Source organism: Serratia sp. CY33802, assembly GCF_052169095.1.
GTDB lineage: Bacteria > Pseudomonadota > Gammaproteobacteria > Enterobacterales > Enterobacteriaceae > Serratia > Serratia bockelmannii.
Window position 1 is genome coordinate 1,075,001 of record NZ_JBJNLL010000001.1, and the last position, 17,092, is coordinate 1,092,092.

Consider the following 17,092-nt stretch of genomic DNA (forward strand, 5'->3'; position numbering starts at 1 on the left):
GGGCTGCGCGCCGCGGCGGGGCGATTACTGCTCCATGACGCGCGCGATCTTCTTGACCGATTTGTCCATTTCCTGCTTAGCGTCCGCGCCCATAAAGATCTTCTTCAGGCTGGCGATCCACATGTTCTGCCACTTCGGCGTATTGGTGCCGGCGGTGGGGTAAGCCTGGGTCACTTCAAGGGTCTGGATATAAGGCGAAACGTCGACTTTCTGAATCTGCTGCGCCCAGACCTTGGCCGCCGTCTTGTTGGCCGGGATCACCACCTTGGCCAGCTCAGCCTGTGAGGCTTCGCTGCTCATGAAGGCAATATATTTCCAGGCGGCCTGCTTATGGGCGCTTTTGGCCGACATGGCGAAGGCCAGGCTGTGCGCCACGCCGGACTGGCGTTCAATTTTGGGCATCATCACCACGCCGATGTGGTCGTTGATCAGCGGGTTATTGGCGAACGGTGCCGCCAGCCAGGAACCGGCATAGACCATCGCCGCGCGGTTGGACTGGAAGATGTTCTCGGTTTTGACTTCGCTCATCTGCTGGGCGCTTGGCATCAGGCCGTCTTTCATCATGCCCTGCAGCTGCTGGTAGACCCAGAGGGATTTGTCGTTGGCGATGTCGGTGGGCTGGCCGTCTTTCGGCACGATGTGATTGCCGTTTTGGAACAGCAGGTTCATGTAACTGTCCTGGCCGTCGATGCTGAGATCCATCACCAGCGGGAAGGCCGTGCCTTTCAGCCCGTTTTTCAGCGCGGTAGCCTTGCTTTTCAGATCGTCCCAGTTCCAGTCGCTGGTGGGGTAGCTGACGCCGGCCTGATCGAACAGTTTTTTGTTGTACCACACGGCGATGGAATCGACGTCGCGCGGGATGGCCATCTGCTGGCCGTCGTACTGGTAGGCTTTCACCGAGCTGGCGACCACGTCGTCCAGCTTAAGGCCGCTGTCTTTAATATAGGGTGCCAGCGGCTCCATAATGCCGTTTTTGGCGTACTGCACAAAATAAGGCATATTGATCCAGAATATATCCGGCGCCACGCCGCCGGCGGCTGCGGAATCTAATTTAACGAAATATTGCGCCGAGGGGGTTAATTCTATTTCTATTTTTATATCCGGGTTGGCCTGCTCAAATCGCTTAGCAATCTCCTGTTCGGATGATAATTGATTTCTGTCCCAAACGGCATAGCGCAATGTTATTTTATCTGCGGCGTGGAGCAGTGTGGGCAATAATAATGCGCTGGCAAGAATAGAGTGCGCCAGCAGGCGGCCGGTATTTTTTATCGGTGACATTGCTTTCCCCTCGGTGAGCGACGAATAGCGTTTTTCGCAACGTAAATTCTTTCTATCCCTTAACTTTCAATGTGTCAATACACCCCCAAACGCCCAAAAATGGGGCGTTGATGTTTCATTGTTGTTAAAATCGAAAGGCTTTGACGGCCAAGTGAAAGGTGTGTTTATTCACAATTCGTTAACCTTTTGACGGGTTTTTTCCCCGGTGGCGCGGCATTTAGCGGCCTTCGCAGGCATAGGAATAACTGATAACCCTTGCACCATAATGGGGATTAAAAACATTTTTATTGTGCAAGCTTCTGCTTCTTTCATTTTTGTGATGCAAATAAACAAAAAAAATCTTGCTGTGGCTGTCAGAGGAAGGTGCAGGAACGTTTTTTATTGCCGGCTATTGTCTGTGGCGATAAAAGACGTTAGCCTGAATTTCACAATATTGACTTATCCAAAATAAAGAGGCCCGATTATCATGCGCCTGTCTCTGGTATTTACGCATTGCCTGGAGAAAGTATTTCATTGCCAAAATATGCCGCCCGTTGCCGTAGAAAATCGGCTGAGCGGGTTAAATAACGAGGTGCTTTCCTGGCAGGCGGTGTACTGTTTGCAAACCCCGGGCAACGAGACTCGCCATGAGCTCAGTTATCAACTTGACGGACCGCTGGCGGCGTATATCAGCGTGCGCCAGGTGCAATCGGTACCGAGCGGTTTTCCCTGTTATCGCGAGACCGATGAGAATTACCTGACGACCGAGCCGGGCTTATTTCCCGATCCGCTGATGCCGCTGCCGCAACGGCGTTTTTTTGCCGCCTGCCGCTATTATGGCAGCCTGTGGCTGACCTTGACGCCGCCGGCCGACGCGCAACTGGCTGGTGACTTTCCGTTGACCCTGCGGCTGCGGGATGCCCAGAGCGGCGAGGCGCTGGCCGAGGCCACGCTGACGCTGCATCTGGTGCCGGCGGCGTTGCCGCCGCAAACGCTGTTGCACACCGAGTGGTTGCACACCGACTGCCTGGCGGATTACTACCGTCTGGCGGTGTTCAGCCCGGATTACTGGCGCGCGGTGCGCAACTTTGTGCGCTGTGCGGTTCAGGCCGGGGTTAATATGCTGCTGACGCCGCTGTTTACGCCGCCGCTGGATACCGCCGTCGGCGGTGAACGCACCACGGTGCAGTTGGTGAGGGTGTCGCGTTCGGCGCAGGGGTATGACTTCGATTTCAGTCTCCTGGCGCAGTGGATAGCGTTGGCGCAGGAAGAGGGCATCGAGCACTTCGAAATCGCGCCGCTGTTTACCCAATGGGGCGCGGCACATGCGCCGAAGATCGTGGTGGAGGAGCAGGGCGAGGCGCGACCGCTTTTCGGCTGGCACACCGATGCGCAGGGCGAAGCGTACCAGCGTTTTCTGCAGGCGCTGCTGCCGGCGTTGACCGCCTGGTTCCGCGAACGGGGGCTGGAACGGCAGGTGTGGTTCCATGTTTCCGATGAGCCGACGCTGGACAACCTGGCGGCCTACCAGCGCGCCAGCGCCGCGCTACGCCCATTGCTGGATGGCTTTCGCACCTTCGATGCGCTGTCGGATTTCGCTTTCTATCAGCGAGGACTGGTGGAAATCCCGGTCGCTGCCACCGATCATATCGAACCCTTTATCGAACACCGGGTGCCTGGCCTGTGGGCCTATTATTGCTGCGTACAGAAGACCGAGGTCGCCAACCGGTTCTTCGCCCAGCCTTCGGCGCGCAACCGCATATTGGGCGTGCAGCTCTATCTGTACCGCATCGCCGGCTTCCTGCATTGGGGATTCAACTTCTATAACAGCGCTCATTCGCGCGAGCGCATCAACCCTTACGCCGTGACCGACAGCGGCCATGCGTTTCCCTCCGGCGATCCGTTCGTGGTCTATCCGGGCGAGGATCTGCAGCCGCTGGAGTCGCTGCGCCTGCGGGTGCTGCATCAGGGGCTGCAGGACATGCGCGCGCTGCAGCTGCTGGAGAGTCTGACCGACCGGGCAACGGTTGAGGCGCTGATCGAACGCGAGCTGGGCATGCGCATTACCTTCAAACGTTATCCGCACCAGGCCGGGCCGCTGCTGCGCTTGCGCGAAGCGGTGAACCGCCGCATCGAAGCGCTGCTGGCGCCGATGTGAGGGCAAGTGGGGGCGAAAATGCGTCTTTCGCTCCCAATTCGTCATTACTTTGCTATACCTGATAGTCGATGGATTCATTTTATTGTCATGTAACTGACACGTCAGAGTCACGGCTCTGGCTTAAGTTTGCAGCGACTACGTCAGGAGATAACGCGATGTTCAGCCTGGATTCTCTGTTGCAAGATGCATTTCCACACCGCAATACCCCTGCCTGGCAGCGCAGCCTGCTAAGAACCCTTCTCTTCGAAAAAGAATTCAAACAGTTCGCTGCCGACTATCCCCACCTGAAAGGGCTCGATCTGATCGAGCAGGTGGTGGACTACTTCAACCTCAGCTGCGAGCTGGTGGACGGCGATCTGGAAAACATCCCGAGCCAGGGGCCGGTGGTGCTCGTCGCCAATCACCCGATCGGCTCGCTCGACGGCCTGGTGCTGCTGCGCGCCGTCGCGGCGGTGCGCCCGGATGTGAAAGTGGTGGCCAGCCAGCTGCTGACCTATATCGAACCGCTGCGCAACCTGTTCGTGCCGGTGGATAACGTCGCTTATAAAACCAGCCGCAAACAGATTGAAGGGATGCAGCAGCAACTGGACAATCAGGGCGCGCTGATCCTGTTCCCGGCTGGCGAAGTGTCGCGCATGAGCCCGAAAGGCATCCGCGATGGCCACTGGCATACCGGCTTTCTGCGCCTGGCCGCCAAGGCGCGCGCGCCGATCGTGCCGATCCACATCAGCGCGCGCAACAGCAACTTGTTCTACTTTACCTCGCTGGTTTATCGGCCGCTGTCGACGCTGCTGCTGGTGCGTGAAATGTTCCAGCAGCGGGGCGGGCGCATCAAGATCCGCGTCGGCGGCCGTGTGCCGTTCGCCAGCTGGCACGACGGCCACACCAGCGCCAAGGATCTGGCGGAGCGCTTTCGCCGCCACGTCTATCGCCTGGGCCAGGGCAAACCGGGGCTGTTCGCCAGCGAATCGCCGATCGCACTGCCGGAAGAGCGTCTGGAGCTGAAAAAGGCGTTGGCAAACTGCGAACGGTTGGGGGTAACGCCGGACGGTAAAACCATCTACCTCTATCGCCGCCGTGACGAAGCGCGTACGCCAATCCTGCGCGAGCTGGGGCGCCTGCGCGAGATCGCCTTCCGCGCGGTGGGGGAAGGATCCGGCCGCCGCCGCGATCTGGACAGCTACGACGACGATTACTACCACCTGGTGCTGTGGGATGAGGAGGAGCTGGAGATCGTCGGCGCCTATCGTTTTATTCCCACCGCCGAACAAATCGCGCGTAAGGGCCTGGAGAGCATCTACAGCAACAGCCTGTTCCACTATGACCGCGATATGGAACCGATCCTGGCGCAGGGCATCGAACTGGGGCGCAGCTTCATTCAGCCGGCCTATTGGGGCAAGCGCGGGCTGGACTATTTGTGGCTGGGCATCGGCGCCTATCTGTCGAAATACCCGCAATATCGCTATCTGTTCGGCCCGGTGTCGATCTCCGGCGGCATGCCGCTGGCGGCGCGCGATTTGCTGATCGCCTTCTACCGGCTCTATTTCTCGCCGGATCACGCCTTCGCGCAGTCGCGCCGGCCTTATCCGGCGTCGCTGCCGCAGGTGTTGGCGCAGTTTGCCGGGGACAACTACCAGGAAGATCTGGTACGGCTGAAGAGCCTGCTCAGCAACATCGGCTGCTCGATCCCGACGCTGTACAAGCAATACACCGAACTGTGCGAACCGGGTGGGGTGCAGTTCATCGACTTCGGCACCGATCCGGCGTTCAACAACTGTATCGACGGACTGGTGCTGGTGGATACCACGCGGCTCAAGCCGTCGCGCTATCAGCGTTATATCGCGGTGCACCAGCCACAGCCAGCCGAGACGGCATGACTACAGTCTGACTCATGCCTTTTTGATCTAAGCACGACCTTGGGGCCGGCGACGGGATAGCGCTACGATAAACGTTTTGCTTTCCACCGCCGGAGCCCGTCATGCCCCATTCGTTTATCCCGCCGTTATTGTCCGCCGATGAACCGCCCGCAGCTGCCGTTGAAATCCCGCGCGGCAAAGCGCCTTTTTTGCTGCTGTGCGATCACGCCGGCAAGGCGATACCGCAGTCCCTTGGCGACCTCGGTTTGCCGCCGGGGGAGATTGAACGCCACATCGGCTGGGATATCGGCGCGCTGAGCGTGTCGCGCCATCTGAGCCGCCAACTGGACGCCACGCTGATCCATCAGCGTTACTCACGGCTGGTGATCGACTGCAACCGGGCGCCCGGCATCGCCAGCTCGATCCCGCCTTTGTCCGAACTGACGCCCATCCCCGGCAATATCGGCATCGACGGCGAACACGCGCTGGCGCGCGAGCGTGAGGTATTTTTGCCGTATCACCACGCCATCGACGATCATCTGGGGCAACGCCAACTGCGCGAACTGCCGACGGCGGTGATCGCCATGCACAGCTTCACGCCGGTGTTCAAGGGCGAATCGCGCCCCTGGCAGGTGGGCCTGCTGTTTAACCGCTACCCGGAATTTGCGCTGCTGCTGGCCGAACTGCTGCGCGAAGAGGGGGATTTGCAGGTGGGGATCAACGAACCCTATGCGATGACCGACGCCACCGACTACACGTTGCCGGTGCATGCGGAACGTCGCGGTTTGCCTTATGTCGGCATCGAAATCCGCCAGGATCTGATCGCCGATGAACGCGGGCAGCAGGCGTGGGCGAAACGTTTCGCACGCCTGCTGCCGCAGGCCTGGCAGCGTTGGCAAATTTGACTTTAGGAATATTCCCAGAGATGATAACCGTAAGGAATACGTAATACGTCATTAGAAAAAAAGTCAGGAGAGACGTGTGGAGCACAGCGATAACGGACTGTTTATCAAACGGGAGCGTTTTGAAGTTCTGGCGATTCTGCGTGAAATTTGCAAACAACGCACGCCGCTGCGCGTAGAAAATCAGCAGCACCGGTTTCAAAGTCTGTTATTGAGCGTCGGGCCGGACAATATCGTGTTTAGCGGTGAGGAAGCGGAAAATGCCATCGACGGCGCCTGCACCATCGTGATTGAAAGCAACGACGCCAAAATCGAGTTTTCCGTCGGCCAGGCGGAACTGACCGAACATCAAGGCGTCCAGGCCTGCTCGACCCGGCTGCCGCAGGAGTTGGTCTACATCCAGCGCCGCCGTCAGTTCCGCATCACCACGCCACACTGGCGCCAATTCTTCTGTACCGGCGAATACCCGGACGGCACGCCTTATGAGCTGCGGATCCACGATCTGTCTGCCGGCGGCGTCGGTTTGCGCTTCGACGGGCCGCTACCGGATTTCTTCCAGCCGGGCCTGCAGTTCAAGAAAGCGGAGTTGGATCTGGGCAGCTACGGCAGCTTCAAGGTCAACATGGAGCTGGTGGTGGTCAACGACGATCAGGAAACCGACGATAACGATCAGGTGGTGCACTTCTCGCGCCTGTCATGCCGTTTCCTCAAGCTGGGGTTGGCGATGGAGCGCAAAATTCAGAGCGCCGTGTTCGCCTTCGAGCTGGATTTCAACAAAAAGAAAAAACGCTGATAGTGATCAGGGGCGGCACGCTGCCCCTGACTCTCCACCGGCCTTACGGCTTTAACGCCCGCAGGCTGCCGATTTCTTCCCAACCGAAATGTGCCGCTTCGGCCAGCACGTCGCACACTTCACCCCCGGCGGCGACCACGGCCGCGTCGAGCGCAGCGCCGTGCAGCAGATGGCTGACCAGCAATGCGGCGAACAGATCGCCGGTGCCTTTGACCGCCGATTTAACCTTCGGATGGGTAAAGCACTGTGTTTCCTGCCGGGTGACCAGCATCAATCCCACCTCGTCTTCGTGCTGCGTGACGCCCGGTGCGCTGGTGACCAGCACCCATTCGGTGGTGTCGTTCAACAGCGCCTGCGCGGCGTGCTGCGTCTGCTCCCGGCTGCTCAGTTGTCGGCCGCACAGCTGTTCCAGTTCAAAGCCGTTCGGCGTCAGGCCGTTGGCCAGCCGCAGGAACGGCGATCGATAGCAGTTGACGATGCGCTCATCCACGTAGATCCCTTCACCGTAATCGCCCATCACCGGATCGATATAGATTTTTATCTGAGGATTGAGCGAGCGCACCCGCTGCAGCCAGTTGGCCAGAATATGGCACTGCATCACATCGCCCAGGTAGCCGACAATCACCGCCCGGGTGCGCTTCATCACGCCGCGGGCAATCAGATCGTCGAGAAAGCCGCCGAACCACTCGCCGGAAATGACGCCGCCGTGCGGCTTGCCGTAATAGGGCGGGCAGCCGAACAGCACGCTCGGCACCTGCAGCGCTTCCAGCCCCTTTTTCAGCAGGGCGCGGTAGGCGATGCCGTTGCCGACGCTGCCGTAAACCACCTGAGATTGAATGCTGATCACGTCGATGGACGGTGACCGCAAGGGTGAAGACTGTTGCATGAGTTACATCCTTGGTTCGTTATTATCCAGCCAGCGTGCGAACACCTGCCGCGCGCGTTGTTCCAGCTGTGCGCCGTGGCACGCCGCCTGTTCGCGCAGGCTCTGTGGCGCAACGCCGGCCAGTTCCAGCTCGCAGGCATGGCCAATCAGCCAGCGTTCGATATCGCGATGATCCGCCTCCAGATGGAACTGCAGGCCGAGCGCGAACCCCTGATAGTCGAAAGCCTGATGTGGGCAAATCGCCGTGCCGGCCAGGCAGCGGGCACCGTCCGGGATCATGAACATATCGCCGTGCCAATGCAGCACCGGCGTATCGGCCAGCGGGGCCAGCACCGAGTCGTCTTCCGCCGCGAGCGTGCTCAGCGGGGCGAAGCCGATCTCTTTGACGCCGAGCGAGATCACGTCGGCGCCCAGTGCCTGGGCGATCACCTGCGCGCCGAGACAAACCCCGAGGGTCGGTCGCCGCTGCGCCAGGCGCTGTTTGACCAGCGCTAATTCATGGTCGAGAAAATCATAGCGCTGCTCACCGGAAAAGTGTTGGGCGGCGCTGATCGGCCCGCCGAGCACTACCAACAGATCGGTCTCTTCATTATTGATAGCACGAATATCATCGCGGCCGGCATCGTAATAGTCGATCTGATAGCCGCGCAGCGAGAGCAGAGAACCGAGGATACCCAGGTTTTCAAAATTGACGTGTCGAATGGCGACGGCTTTTTTCATTGTTCAACCTCGCTAGCGTGAGTGAAAGGGGTCAGCGCCAGCGACTCGCCCAGCACAGTGATGCCTTGCGCACCGCTCTGGTAGACGATGCGACGTTCGCTGACCTGGCTGAGCTGCACCTGATAACCCTGAGCGGCCGGGAACAGCGCGCACGCCTGTTCCAGCTGATCGGCTGCCCAGGGAGTGAACATCTGCAGGCGGGCAAAGGCTTTTCCTGCATACTGAATGTCGAGCACGTAATGTTTATCCATGGAACCCCTTACTTTTGGCCGCGGAAACGGGTAATCTATTTTGAACTAGTACAAAAGGATTTATGTATGAATTCATTGTATGCAAAAGGCGGCGGCGCTGTCCAGATTGCCGAGCAGATCGCCGCACGCATCAAAGACGGCGCGCTGCGGCCAGGTGAGCTGTTGCCGCCGGTACGCCAACTGGCGGCGGAGCTGGAGGTCAATCCGAATACCGTCGCCAGCGCTTACGCCCGATTGCGCGACGCCGGTCTGGTGGCGACGCGCGGGCGGGCCGGAACGGTGGTGCTGGAGCCGCCGCTGGCGGCGGTGAGTGCGGCCTATGTGCCGCGTCAGGTGCCTGCAGGGATGTGCGATCTGGCCAGCGGTAACCTGGATGCCGCATTGTTGCCGGTGCTGGCGCTTGGCACGGCGGAGGTGTTCCCGCAGCAAAACGGCTATGACATCAGCGGTGATCTGCCGATATTGACCGGTCTGGGTCGCGAGTGGCTCGGCCGCCAGGGCGTCGCGCTGGGGGAGCCGGCGGTGTTCTCCGGCGCGCTGGATGCGATGGAAAAGGCGCTGCGCTGCCATGTGCAGCCGGGCGCGGCGGTGTGGGTGGAAGATCCCTGCTGGCCGCCGCTATTGACGCTGTTGCGCCACCTGCGCCTGCGGCCGCTGCCGCTGGCGGTAGATGAACAGGGCTGTCGGTTGCCGGAAAGCGGGGCGGCCGCTGCGGTGATCCTGACGCCGCGCGCCCACAATCCGACCGGCGCCTCGCTCTCTGCGCAACGCGCGCAGCAGTGGCGGCGTTTTCTGCACGACAACCCGCAGTGTCTGGCGATCGTCGACGATTTCTGGGGGCCGCTGTCGCAGCAGCCGCTGCATCTGCCGTTCGACGGCGATCGCGGCCTGTACGTGCTGTCGCTGAGCAAGTTTCTCAGCCCGGATCTGCGTATCGCGCTGGCCTGCGGCGACCCGACGTTGCTGCAGGCGATGCGCGCCGATCAGTACATCAGCGAACGCTGGGTCAGCCATATCTTGCAGCAGATCGCCGCCAGACTGTGGGGACAGGCGTTGCAGGAAGGGCAACTGCAGCGGGCTCAACAGGCGTATCAGGCCAGAAGGGATGAACTGGTACAGCGGCTCAATACGTTGAATCACACGGCGCTGGCGGCGGGTGAAGGGCTGCATCTGTGGTTGCCGGTGAGATCAGAAACCGCCGCCGCGCAGCTGATGGCGCAGCGGGGGTGGTTGGTGCAGGGCGGTGAACCTTTCCGCCTGAAGGGCGGCCCGGCGCTCCGCGTCAGCCTGGCTAACGTCACGCCGGCGCAGTTGGCGCCGCTGGCGCAGGATCTGACCGACGCCATGCGGGCCAGCGCGGCGATCAACTAGGCCGGCGTCAGGCTCTCCTCCGCCAGCAGCTGTAGCGAAGTGAGCCGGGCGCTCGGTTCGCCGATCGGCGTGTCGATGATGAACTCGTCCACGTCGTACCGCTGCTGCAGCTGCGCCAGTTGCTGATGTACCTGCGGCGCGGTACCAAGCAGGATATGGCTTTCCCGCGGCTCGATGCGGTAGTCGGTCGCGCCGGCCTGCTGCACGAAACTCTCTGCCTGCGCCAGGCTACCGACGGTCACGCTCTGCTCACCGGCGACGTGCACGCGGTATTGCTGAATATCCGCCGCCAGCGTCGCGGCCTGCTCCGGGCTCTGCGCCACGATCGCCGCCACCGCCAGCAGCGCCTTGCGGCCGCCGCTCAGTGCGGTGTAGTGCGCCAGCGCCTCGCGGATATCTTGCGGATTGCCGTTCAGATGCGCGGCAAACACGAAGGCCCAGCCGGATTCGGCCGCCAGCGTCGCGCTCTCTTTACTGGCGCCGAGCAGAAAGCGCTGGGCGGCGTGCGGCGGCAGCGGTGTGGCGCTCAGGCCCGGTTCGGCGTCGTCGTTCAGGTAGGCGGTCAGCTGCGACAGCTGCTGCGGGAATGCCGGTTTGTTTTGTCGGTCATGGGCGGCCTGCAGCGCCTGGGTGGCGAGCGGCAGCCCGCCGGGCGCTTTGCCTACCCCGAGATCGACGCGCCCCGGCGCCAGCGCCGCCAGCAGGTTAAAGTTTTCGGCTACCTTGTAGGCGCTGTAGTGTTGCAGCATCACGCCGCCAGAGCCGATGCGAATGCGCGACGTCTGGCCGAGCAGGTAGCCGATCAGTATTTCCGGCGACGGGCAGGCGAGCTGCGGCGTGTTGTGGTGTTCCGCCAGCCAGAAACGCCGATAGCCCCAGCGTTCCGCCTGTTGCGCCAGATGCAGCGTGCGTGCCAACGCCTGCGCGGCGCTTTCCCCGTCGGCGATCGGACTTTTTTCCAATATGCTCAAGGCATAAGCCATTTTCCCGCTCCTTTGATCATCAGATATGCCTGACAAATACCATGCGGGCGGCGTGAGGCTTAATACTGATTGGCGATAGGATATTCCATTGATCCAAAACGGATTTGGATATGCGTGGGACGGTAAAGCGCCACGGTGTTACCCCTCGAGCCAGGCCTTCAGGCGAATGGCGTCACGGTAGTGGCCGTAGCGCGGCTGCGCGCCGAGCAGGATCATCACCACCGGTTGGCCTTTGATGGTGGTGCGCATCACCAGGCAGTGACCGGCCTCGTCGGTAAAGCCGGTTTTCTGCAGCTGGATCTTCCAGGCCGGGTTATTGATTAAGCCATTGGAGCTGCGGTAGACCAGTTGGCCGCGGCCGGGGCGTACGATCTGCTGCTTGTCGGTGCTGAAGCGGCGGATCGACTGATAGCGATAGGCGTGATTGACCATCTTCAGCAGATCGTTGGCGCTCGCCACGTTGCGCGGCGTTAGCCCGGTCGGATCGTAGAAGCGGGCGCGTTTCATGCCGATGGCGCGCGCTTTCTGATTCATTTTCGCCACGAAGGCCTTGCGCCCGCCGGGATAGCTGCGGCTCAGCGCCGCGGCGGCGCGGTTCTCCGAAGACATCAGGGCGATGTGCAGCATGTCGCGGCGGCTGAGCACCGAGCCGATGGTCAGCCGCGAATGGGTTTTCTTCAGCAGATCGCGATCGGCGGCGGTGACTTTGAGCTTGCCGCCCATCGGACGTTTGCTGTCCAGGGCGACCATGGCGGTCATCAGCTTGGTGAGTGAGGCGATCGGCAGTACGCGGTTCGGCTGCTTCTGATAGAGGGTCTTTCCGGTGCGTTGATTGACGACCAGCACCGATTTGGCATTCAGCACCAGCGGTGGCGCAGCGGCATACACGGGCGCCAAAACGAACAGCAGGCTGAACAGAAGGGCGGCGCCGAAGCGCCGGACAGGCAGACGGAGAAAAGCGTGAGATAAAAGCATAACGGCGGAAATAGTGACCCTAAGTGATTAAAAAATATCAAAAGAGTCTGCCCGGCAAATGTGAAGGAAATAGGGCGATAATCGCTCAAACTGTTACAACAATCCCTTTTGCTGCAGCGTGAAGCGGGTAGCCTCGTTCAAATCGTAGTCCCCCAGGCGCTCGCGCGGCACCCAGGCGTAGTCGTCGAACTCGTCGTTGATCGTTACGTCGCGGTTGGCGGCATGGCAGTCGAAAATCAGGTAAATCATGTAGATTTGCTCCTGGCGGCCGTCGGCGTAGGTTTTCATACGCACGTCGTCGCGGAAGGTCCAGGGCGTGATGTTGTCGAGGATCAGCGCGGCGCCCAGCTCTTCGCGCACTTCGCGCCGCAGCGCCTGTTCTATTCGTTCACCCGGCTCGACGCCGCCGCCGGACAGCGCCCACTGGCCGGGAAACACGCCCTTGTGCGCCGCCATTTTGCACAGCAGGAAGGCGTTATCGTTTTCAATCAGCGGGCAAACAATGATGCGTTGGCGCATGGAAGACTCCTGTCAAAATGGAAAACAACCACTTTAACATGGGGTTTGGCACAGTAGCGTGAGAGAAATCAAAGCGTTGTCCTCGTACAGAGAAGCGGCAACCGCTTCTCTGCGCTAAGGTCAGTAGATTTCCGGCACCACCATGTTGTCCGGCACCGGGCTACGGTGGTATTCCGGGCTGCGTTTGCGCTGCGGCAGCGTGATGACGTTGCCTTCGGCCTCCTCATAAGACACCTGCTGCAGCAGGTGAGTGATGCAGTTCAAGCGGGCCTTTTTCTTGTCGACGCCCTGAACTACCCACCAGGGTGCCTCGGCAATGTTAGTGCGCGCTAACATGATCTCTTTGGCTTCGGTGTAGTCTTCCGAGCGGCGGCGGCTTTCCAGATCCATCGGGCTGAGCTTCCACTGTTTGAGCGGATCGTGAATGCGGCTGAGGAACCGCAGCTCCTGCTCGTCATCGGTGATCGAAAACCAATATTTGACGATTTGGATGCCGCTGCGCGTCAGCATTTTTTCGAATTCCGGCACGCTGCGGAAAAACTCCTCATACTCTTCGTCGTTGCAAAAGCCCATCACGCGTTCCACGCCGGCGCGGTTATACCAGCTGCGGTCGAACAGCACTATTTCGCCGGCGGCGGGCAGATGCGCGATGTAACGCTGAAAATACCACTGGGTGCGTTCGCGATCGTTTGGCGCCGGCAGCGCCGCCACGCGGCAAGTGCGCGGGTTGAGGCGCTGGGTGATGCGTTTGATCACGCCACCCTTGCCGGCGGCGTCGCGGCCTTCGAAGATGATCACCAGCCGGTGGCCGGTGCGCATCACCCAATCCTGCAGCTTCACCAGTTCGCCCTGCAGGCGCAGCAGTTCGCGGAAGTATTGTTTGCGCCAGGCTTTTTTCGCGTCGCTGTCGACTTCTGCCGCGTCGAAGCGCAGGTCGTCCAGCTCCATTTCCAGCTCTTCATCGTAGCTGTCGTAAAATTCTTGCAGCAGGCGCTGGTTGAAACCGTCATCGCGGTTGAATTCATGCATGGTCATCAGATTTTCTCCGTATCAGCCCGGTGTTAGAAATGGTTGAAGATCCAGTACAGCACCGCCGACAGCAGCACCGAGGCCGGCAGCGTCAGCACCCAGGCCATCAGTAGATTACGCAGGGTGGCCATCTGTAGGCCGGAGCGGTTGGCGGCCATGGTGCCGGCGATGCCGGACGAGAGTACGTGAGTGGTCGAAACCGGCAAACCGAAGGCGTCGGCCGCGCCGATGGTGGTCATCGCCACCAGTTCGGCGCTGGCGCCCTGGGCGTAGGTCAGGTGCGATTTACCGATCTTTTCGCCCACCGTCACCACGATACGGCGCCAGCCGACCATGGTGCCGAGCCCCAGTGCAATCGCCACCACCACTTTCACCCAGAAGGGAATGAAGCGGGTGGCATTATCGAGTTCACCCTTCAGCGCGTCGAGGTTGCGCTGCGCATCGGGATTGATCTGCAGCTGACGCTCTGCTTTGAGGTGCTTGATGGTCTCGGACGCCAGGTACATGTCGTTGCGGGTGTTCGACACCGCCTGCGCCGGGATCTTGTCGACCGAGCCGTACTGACGGATTTGATCGCCGATCGCGCCGGCCAGCTGCGCCAGCGCCGGTACGACTTCCGGCGTCAGTTCGCTGGTGCGCACATAGCCGGTCAACACCTCACGCGGCGGGGTTTGGCCGCCGGCCGGGAACTGGCGCAGCAGCTCGTTTTTGGTCACCTCCGCCAGCGCCGCCACCCGGGGGATCTGCTCCGGCGGCATCGAACGGTTCAGGGCGTAGGCGATCGGCATGGTGCCCACCAGGATCAGCATGATAAGGCCCATGCCTTTCTGCCCGTCGTTGGAGCCGTGGGCAAAGGAAACGCCGGTGCAGGTGAGGATCAGCAGCCCGCGGATCCACAGCGGCGGCGGGGTATTGCCTTTAGGCGCGCTGTACAACTGGCGGTTCTTGACGAACAGCTTTAGCGCCAGCAGCAGCAGGCCGGCGAACACGAAGCCGATCACCGGCGACAGCAGCAGCGCATAGCCCACCTTGATCGCCTGGCCCCAGTCCACGCCGCTGGTGCCGGTGCGGCCGTGGATCAGGGCATTGGCCACGCCGACGCCGATAATCGAGCCGATGAGCGTATGCGACGACGAGGCGGGCAGCCCGAGCCACCAGGTGCCGAGGTTCCAGATGATGGCGGAGAACAGCAGGGCGTACACCATGGCGAAACCGTTGCCGGTGCCGGCTTGCAGGATCAGCTCGACCGGCAGCAGTGAAATGATGCCGAAGGCCACCACGCCGCTGGAGAGCAACACGCCGAGAAAGTTGAAGAAACCGGACCACACCACGGCGACCATCGGCGACAGCGAGTGGGTGTAAATCACCGTCGCGACCGCATTGGCGGTATCGTGGAAGCCGTTGACGAATTCAAAGCCCAGCGCGATCAGCAGCGCCAGCCCCAATAATAAAAACGGAATGTAACTGGTATAGACGGCGCCGGCATCGCTGACGTCGTTAAATAAGTTCACTCCGGCAAACGCGATCCCCAGAATTAATAAGAAAACAAAAAAAAGAACAGTGAGTCGACTGTTCTTTTGATGCAGCTTGGGCAGGCTGGATGCGGCCGGCACACCCGTTTGAACGGCGCTGTTATCGCTCATAATGACCTTCCTGAAAGGATTGAATGCGGTAGCTGTCGCCTGAAAAGTATTCTGAATGAATGTGGCCTTTTTATGACGAAAATATTAATCATCGGGAACGGCGAAAATCATTAACGCCGATAAATAAAGATTGTTATAACAGCGGGGAAGGTCTTGGGTTAACGGCAACAGGCAGGATATGGCGTTATGGTGCAACGGTTAGCGGAAAAGATGCACAAGCTGGATTTTGATGATGAGGTGACCGGGCTGATCTACGGCCATGTGTTCCGCTCCGGTGAGGCGCCGGCGCGCCTGAACTCGCAGCAGGTTTGTCAGGCCTACCAAGCGTTGCCGCCCGGCGACGGTTTTGTCTGGCTGCACCTCAATCTCAACCACGCGGCGGCGGAGAAGTGGTTGAAAAACCATTTCGCCATTTCCGATTTTTTCTTTCACGAGATCCGCCACGGCTCCCACACCACGCGCATCGAGCGCCAGGGCGACGATCTGTTCGCCGTACTCAACGACGTGATTTTCCACCCCGAGGACAGTAACCCGGAAACGGCGACGCTGTGGCTCTATTGCTGCCGTGGGCTGGTGGTCACCGTGCGTCACAAACCGGTGCGACTGATTGAACGGCTGCTCGGCCGCCTGACGGCGCTGCAGCTGGCGTCGTCTACCGAGCTGCTGGCGCACCTGCTGGAAGAGCAGGAGGACGTGCTGGAGCAGGTGGTGCGGCAGGCCAACCAGTATGTCGATGCCATCGAGGATCGTCTGCTGACGAGCCGCGTTAAACGCAACCGCGCCGAGCTGGGGCGCATGCGCCGCATGCTATTGCGCTTTCAGCGCCTGTTGGCGCCTGAGCCGGCCGCGCTGTTTCGCCTGTTGAACCGGCCGCCGAGCTGGCTGAGCCGTGAGGTGGTGCAGGATCTGCGGCAGTTTACCGAAGAGTTCACCGTGGTGTTGAACGATCTGGCCAGTTTGACCGAACGCATTCGGCTGCTGCAGGAGGAGCTGAGCGCCAAGCTGATGGAGCAGAATAACCGCACGCTCTATACGCTGACGGTGATCACCGTGCTGGCATTGCCGATCAATATCGTCGCCGGTTTCTTTGGCATGAACGTGGGGGGGATCCCGCTGGCCAGCAATCACCACGGTTTTATCCTGCTGGTGTTGCTGGTCGGCAGTTTTACGCTGATCGCCGGTTATTTGGCGTTCAGGCGCAGGGACGAGACGTAATTACAGGCGGGCGCGGTACTCTTCTTCCAGCCGGGCATGGGTGCTCCAGAACGGCTGCGGCGCCCGGTCGTGCAGGCGATCCAGCAGGATATCCAGATGAGTGTGCCAGCCGCCGGCGACGCTGAGCATCTCGTCGCGGTTGGCCAAGCGCCGGTGGGTGACCGTCAGCAGCACCGCGTTTCCCTGCTCCGTCAGTTCGAAGGTCACTTCGGAAGGGCGCCCCTGATCCTGTTCGGCCCAGGTAAAGCTCAGCAGGCGCGGCGGGAACAGGCAGGTGATGTGGCCGCGGTTGCTGACACAGCCGCCGTGCTGTTTGTACTTGGCCGGCGGTTGCTCGTGCTCGCCGGCCAGATCGGAGTTGCGAAACTCCAGCTCCAGCGGCGCGCCGTTTTCCAACTTCATGGCGCCGGACGCCAGCCAGGTGGCGCGCTTGTCGGATTCGGTCAGGTAAGCCCACACCCGCTCGATGGGCCCAGGCAGCAAGCGCTGGATGCGCAGCGTGCCGGGTTCGATAATCATGCCGTAATCATTCAT

The 17,092-nt window shown here is 60.6% G+C and carries 16 protein-coding genes; 6 read left to right on the plus strand and 10 right to left on the minus strand.

Annotated features, from left to right (window positions below):
• Positions 1–24: 24 nt before the first annotated feature.
• Positions 25–1,278 carry an ABC transporter substrate-binding protein gene (locus ACJ8HA_RS05090; protein ID WP_043143430.1) on the minus strand — a complete coding sequence of 418 codons (1,254 nt, stop codon included), beginning with the start codon at positions 1,276–1,278 and terminating at the stop codon, positions 25–27.
• A gap of 466 nt (positions 1,279–1,744) precedes the next feature.
• Between ACJ8HA_RS05090 and ACJ8HA_RS05095 the strand changes: the two genes are divergently transcribed.
• From ACJ8HA_RS05095 to ACJ8HA_RS05110, 4 genes are all read left to right on the plus strand, one after another.
• A complete protein-coding gene (locus tag ACJ8HA_RS05095) occupies positions 1,745–3,415 on the plus strand; it encodes a DUF4091 domain-containing protein (RefSeq protein WP_197812563.1) in 1,671 nt (556 codons plus the stop codon).
• Between the two features lie 155 nt (positions 3,416–3,570).
• Complete coding sequence (gene olsF / locus ACJ8HA_RS05100; RefSeq protein ID WP_049207482.1) at positions 3,571–5,292, plus strand: ornithine lipid synthase OlsF; 1,722 nt, start codon at positions 3,571–3,573, stop codon at positions 5,290–5,292.
• 101 nt (positions 5,293–5,393) lie between these two features.
• Positions 5,394–6,176: an N-formylglutamate amidohydrolase gene (locus ACJ8HA_RS05105; RefSeq protein WP_025302951.1), complete on the plus strand. Its 783-nt coding sequence runs from the start codon at positions 5,394–5,396 to the stop codon at positions 6,174–6,176.
• A gap of 76 nt (positions 6,177–6,252) precedes the next feature.
• Entirely contained in the window at positions 6,253–6,966 is a 714-nt protein-coding gene (locus ACJ8HA_RS05110; RefSeq protein WP_025302950.1) for a flagellar brake protein, read from the plus strand.
• A gap of 43 nt (positions 6,967–7,009) precedes the next feature.
• On the opposite strand, the gene pdxY is transcribed toward ACJ8HA_RS05110, so the two are convergent.
• Genes pdxY through ACJ8HA_RS05125 form a run of 3 tightly spaced genes read right to left on the minus strand, consistent with a single transcriptional unit; the run spans position 7,010 to position 8,823 of the window.
• Positions 7,010–7,852, minus strand: coding sequence for a pyridoxal kinase (gene pdxY / locus ACJ8HA_RS05115; protein WP_049205630.1), 843 nt, complete (start codon positions 7,850–7,852; stop codon positions 7,010–7,012).
• A 3-nt stretch (positions 7,853–7,855) separates the two neighbouring features.
• Complete coding sequence (locus tag ACJ8HA_RS05120; protein ID WP_043143441.1) at positions 7,856–8,572, minus strand: glutamine amidotransferase; 717 nt, start codon at positions 8,570–8,572, stop codon at positions 7,856–7,858.
• On the minus strand, positions 8,569–8,823 hold the full coding sequence (locus tag ACJ8HA_RS05125; RefSeq protein ID WP_025302947.1) for a hypothetical protein: 255 nt from the start codon (positions 8,821–8,823) through the stop codon (positions 8,569–8,571). The genes ACJ8HA_RS05120 and ACJ8HA_RS05125 overlap by 4 nt, the downstream gene beginning before the upstream one ends.
• Positions 8,824–8,889: 66 nt before the next feature.
• Between ACJ8HA_RS05125 and ACJ8HA_RS05130 the strand changes: the two genes are divergently transcribed.
• Positions 8,890–10,194: an aminotransferase class I/II-fold pyridoxal phosphate-dependent enzyme gene (locus tag ACJ8HA_RS05130; RefSeq protein ID WP_049205632.1), complete on the plus strand. Its 1,305-nt coding sequence runs from the start codon at positions 8,890–8,892 to the stop codon at positions 10,192–10,194.
• Here the strand turns inward: ACJ8HA_RS05130 and ACJ8HA_RS05135 are convergent.
• From ACJ8HA_RS05135 to ACJ8HA_RS05155, 5 genes are all read right to left on the minus strand, one after another.
• Positions 10,191–11,177: an MsnO8 family LLM class oxidoreductase gene (locus ACJ8HA_RS05135; protein ID WP_043143445.1), complete on the minus strand. Its 987-nt coding sequence runs from the start codon at positions 11,175–11,177 to the stop codon at positions 10,191–10,193. The two genes, ACJ8HA_RS05130 and ACJ8HA_RS05135, sit on opposite strands and share 4 nt — an antisense overlap.
• 138 nt (positions 11,178–11,315) lie before the next feature.
• A complete protein-coding gene (pbpG, locus tag ACJ8HA_RS05140) occupies positions 11,316–12,152 on the minus strand; it encodes a D-alanyl-D-alanine endopeptidase (protein ID WP_043143447.1) in 837 nt (278 codons plus the stop codon).
• Between the two features lie 93 nt (positions 12,153–12,245).
• Positions 12,246–12,671 (minus strand): nucleoside triphosphatase NudI, encoded by a 426-nt coding sequence (gene nudI / locus ACJ8HA_RS05145; protein WP_049207497.1) that lies wholly within the window; start codon positions 12,669–12,671, stop codon positions 12,246–12,248.
• A 120-nt stretch (positions 12,672–12,791) separates the two neighbouring features.
• A complete protein-coding gene (gene ppk2, locus ACJ8HA_RS05150; RefSeq protein ID WP_442515221.1) occupies positions 12,792–13,706 on the minus strand; it encodes a polyphosphate kinase 2 in 915 nt (304 codons plus the stop codon).
• 26 nt (positions 13,707–13,732) lie between these two features.
• Positions 13,733–15,343: an inorganic phosphate transporter gene (locus ACJ8HA_RS05155; protein WP_025302941.1), complete on the minus strand. Its 1,611-nt coding sequence runs from the start codon at positions 15,341–15,343 to the stop codon at positions 13,733–13,735.
• Positions 15,344–15,529: 186 nt separating this feature from the next.
• Here ACJ8HA_RS05155 and ACJ8HA_RS05160 point away from each other — a divergent pair, with 186 nt between their 5' ends.
• The gene (locus ACJ8HA_RS05160; protein ID WP_049207503.1) at positions 15,530–16,558 is read left to right on the plus strand and encodes a transporter; all 1,029 of its coding nucleotides are present in this window, start codon (positions 15,530–15,532) and stop codon (positions 16,556–16,558) included.
• On the opposite strand, the gene ACJ8HA_RS05165 is transcribed toward ACJ8HA_RS05160, so the two are convergent.
• Positions 16,559–17,092, minus strand: a complete 534-nt coding sequence (locus ACJ8HA_RS05165) for an SRPBCC family protein (RefSeq protein WP_025302939.1) — start codon at positions 17,090–17,092, stop codon at positions 16,559–16,561. It lies immediately after the preceding gene.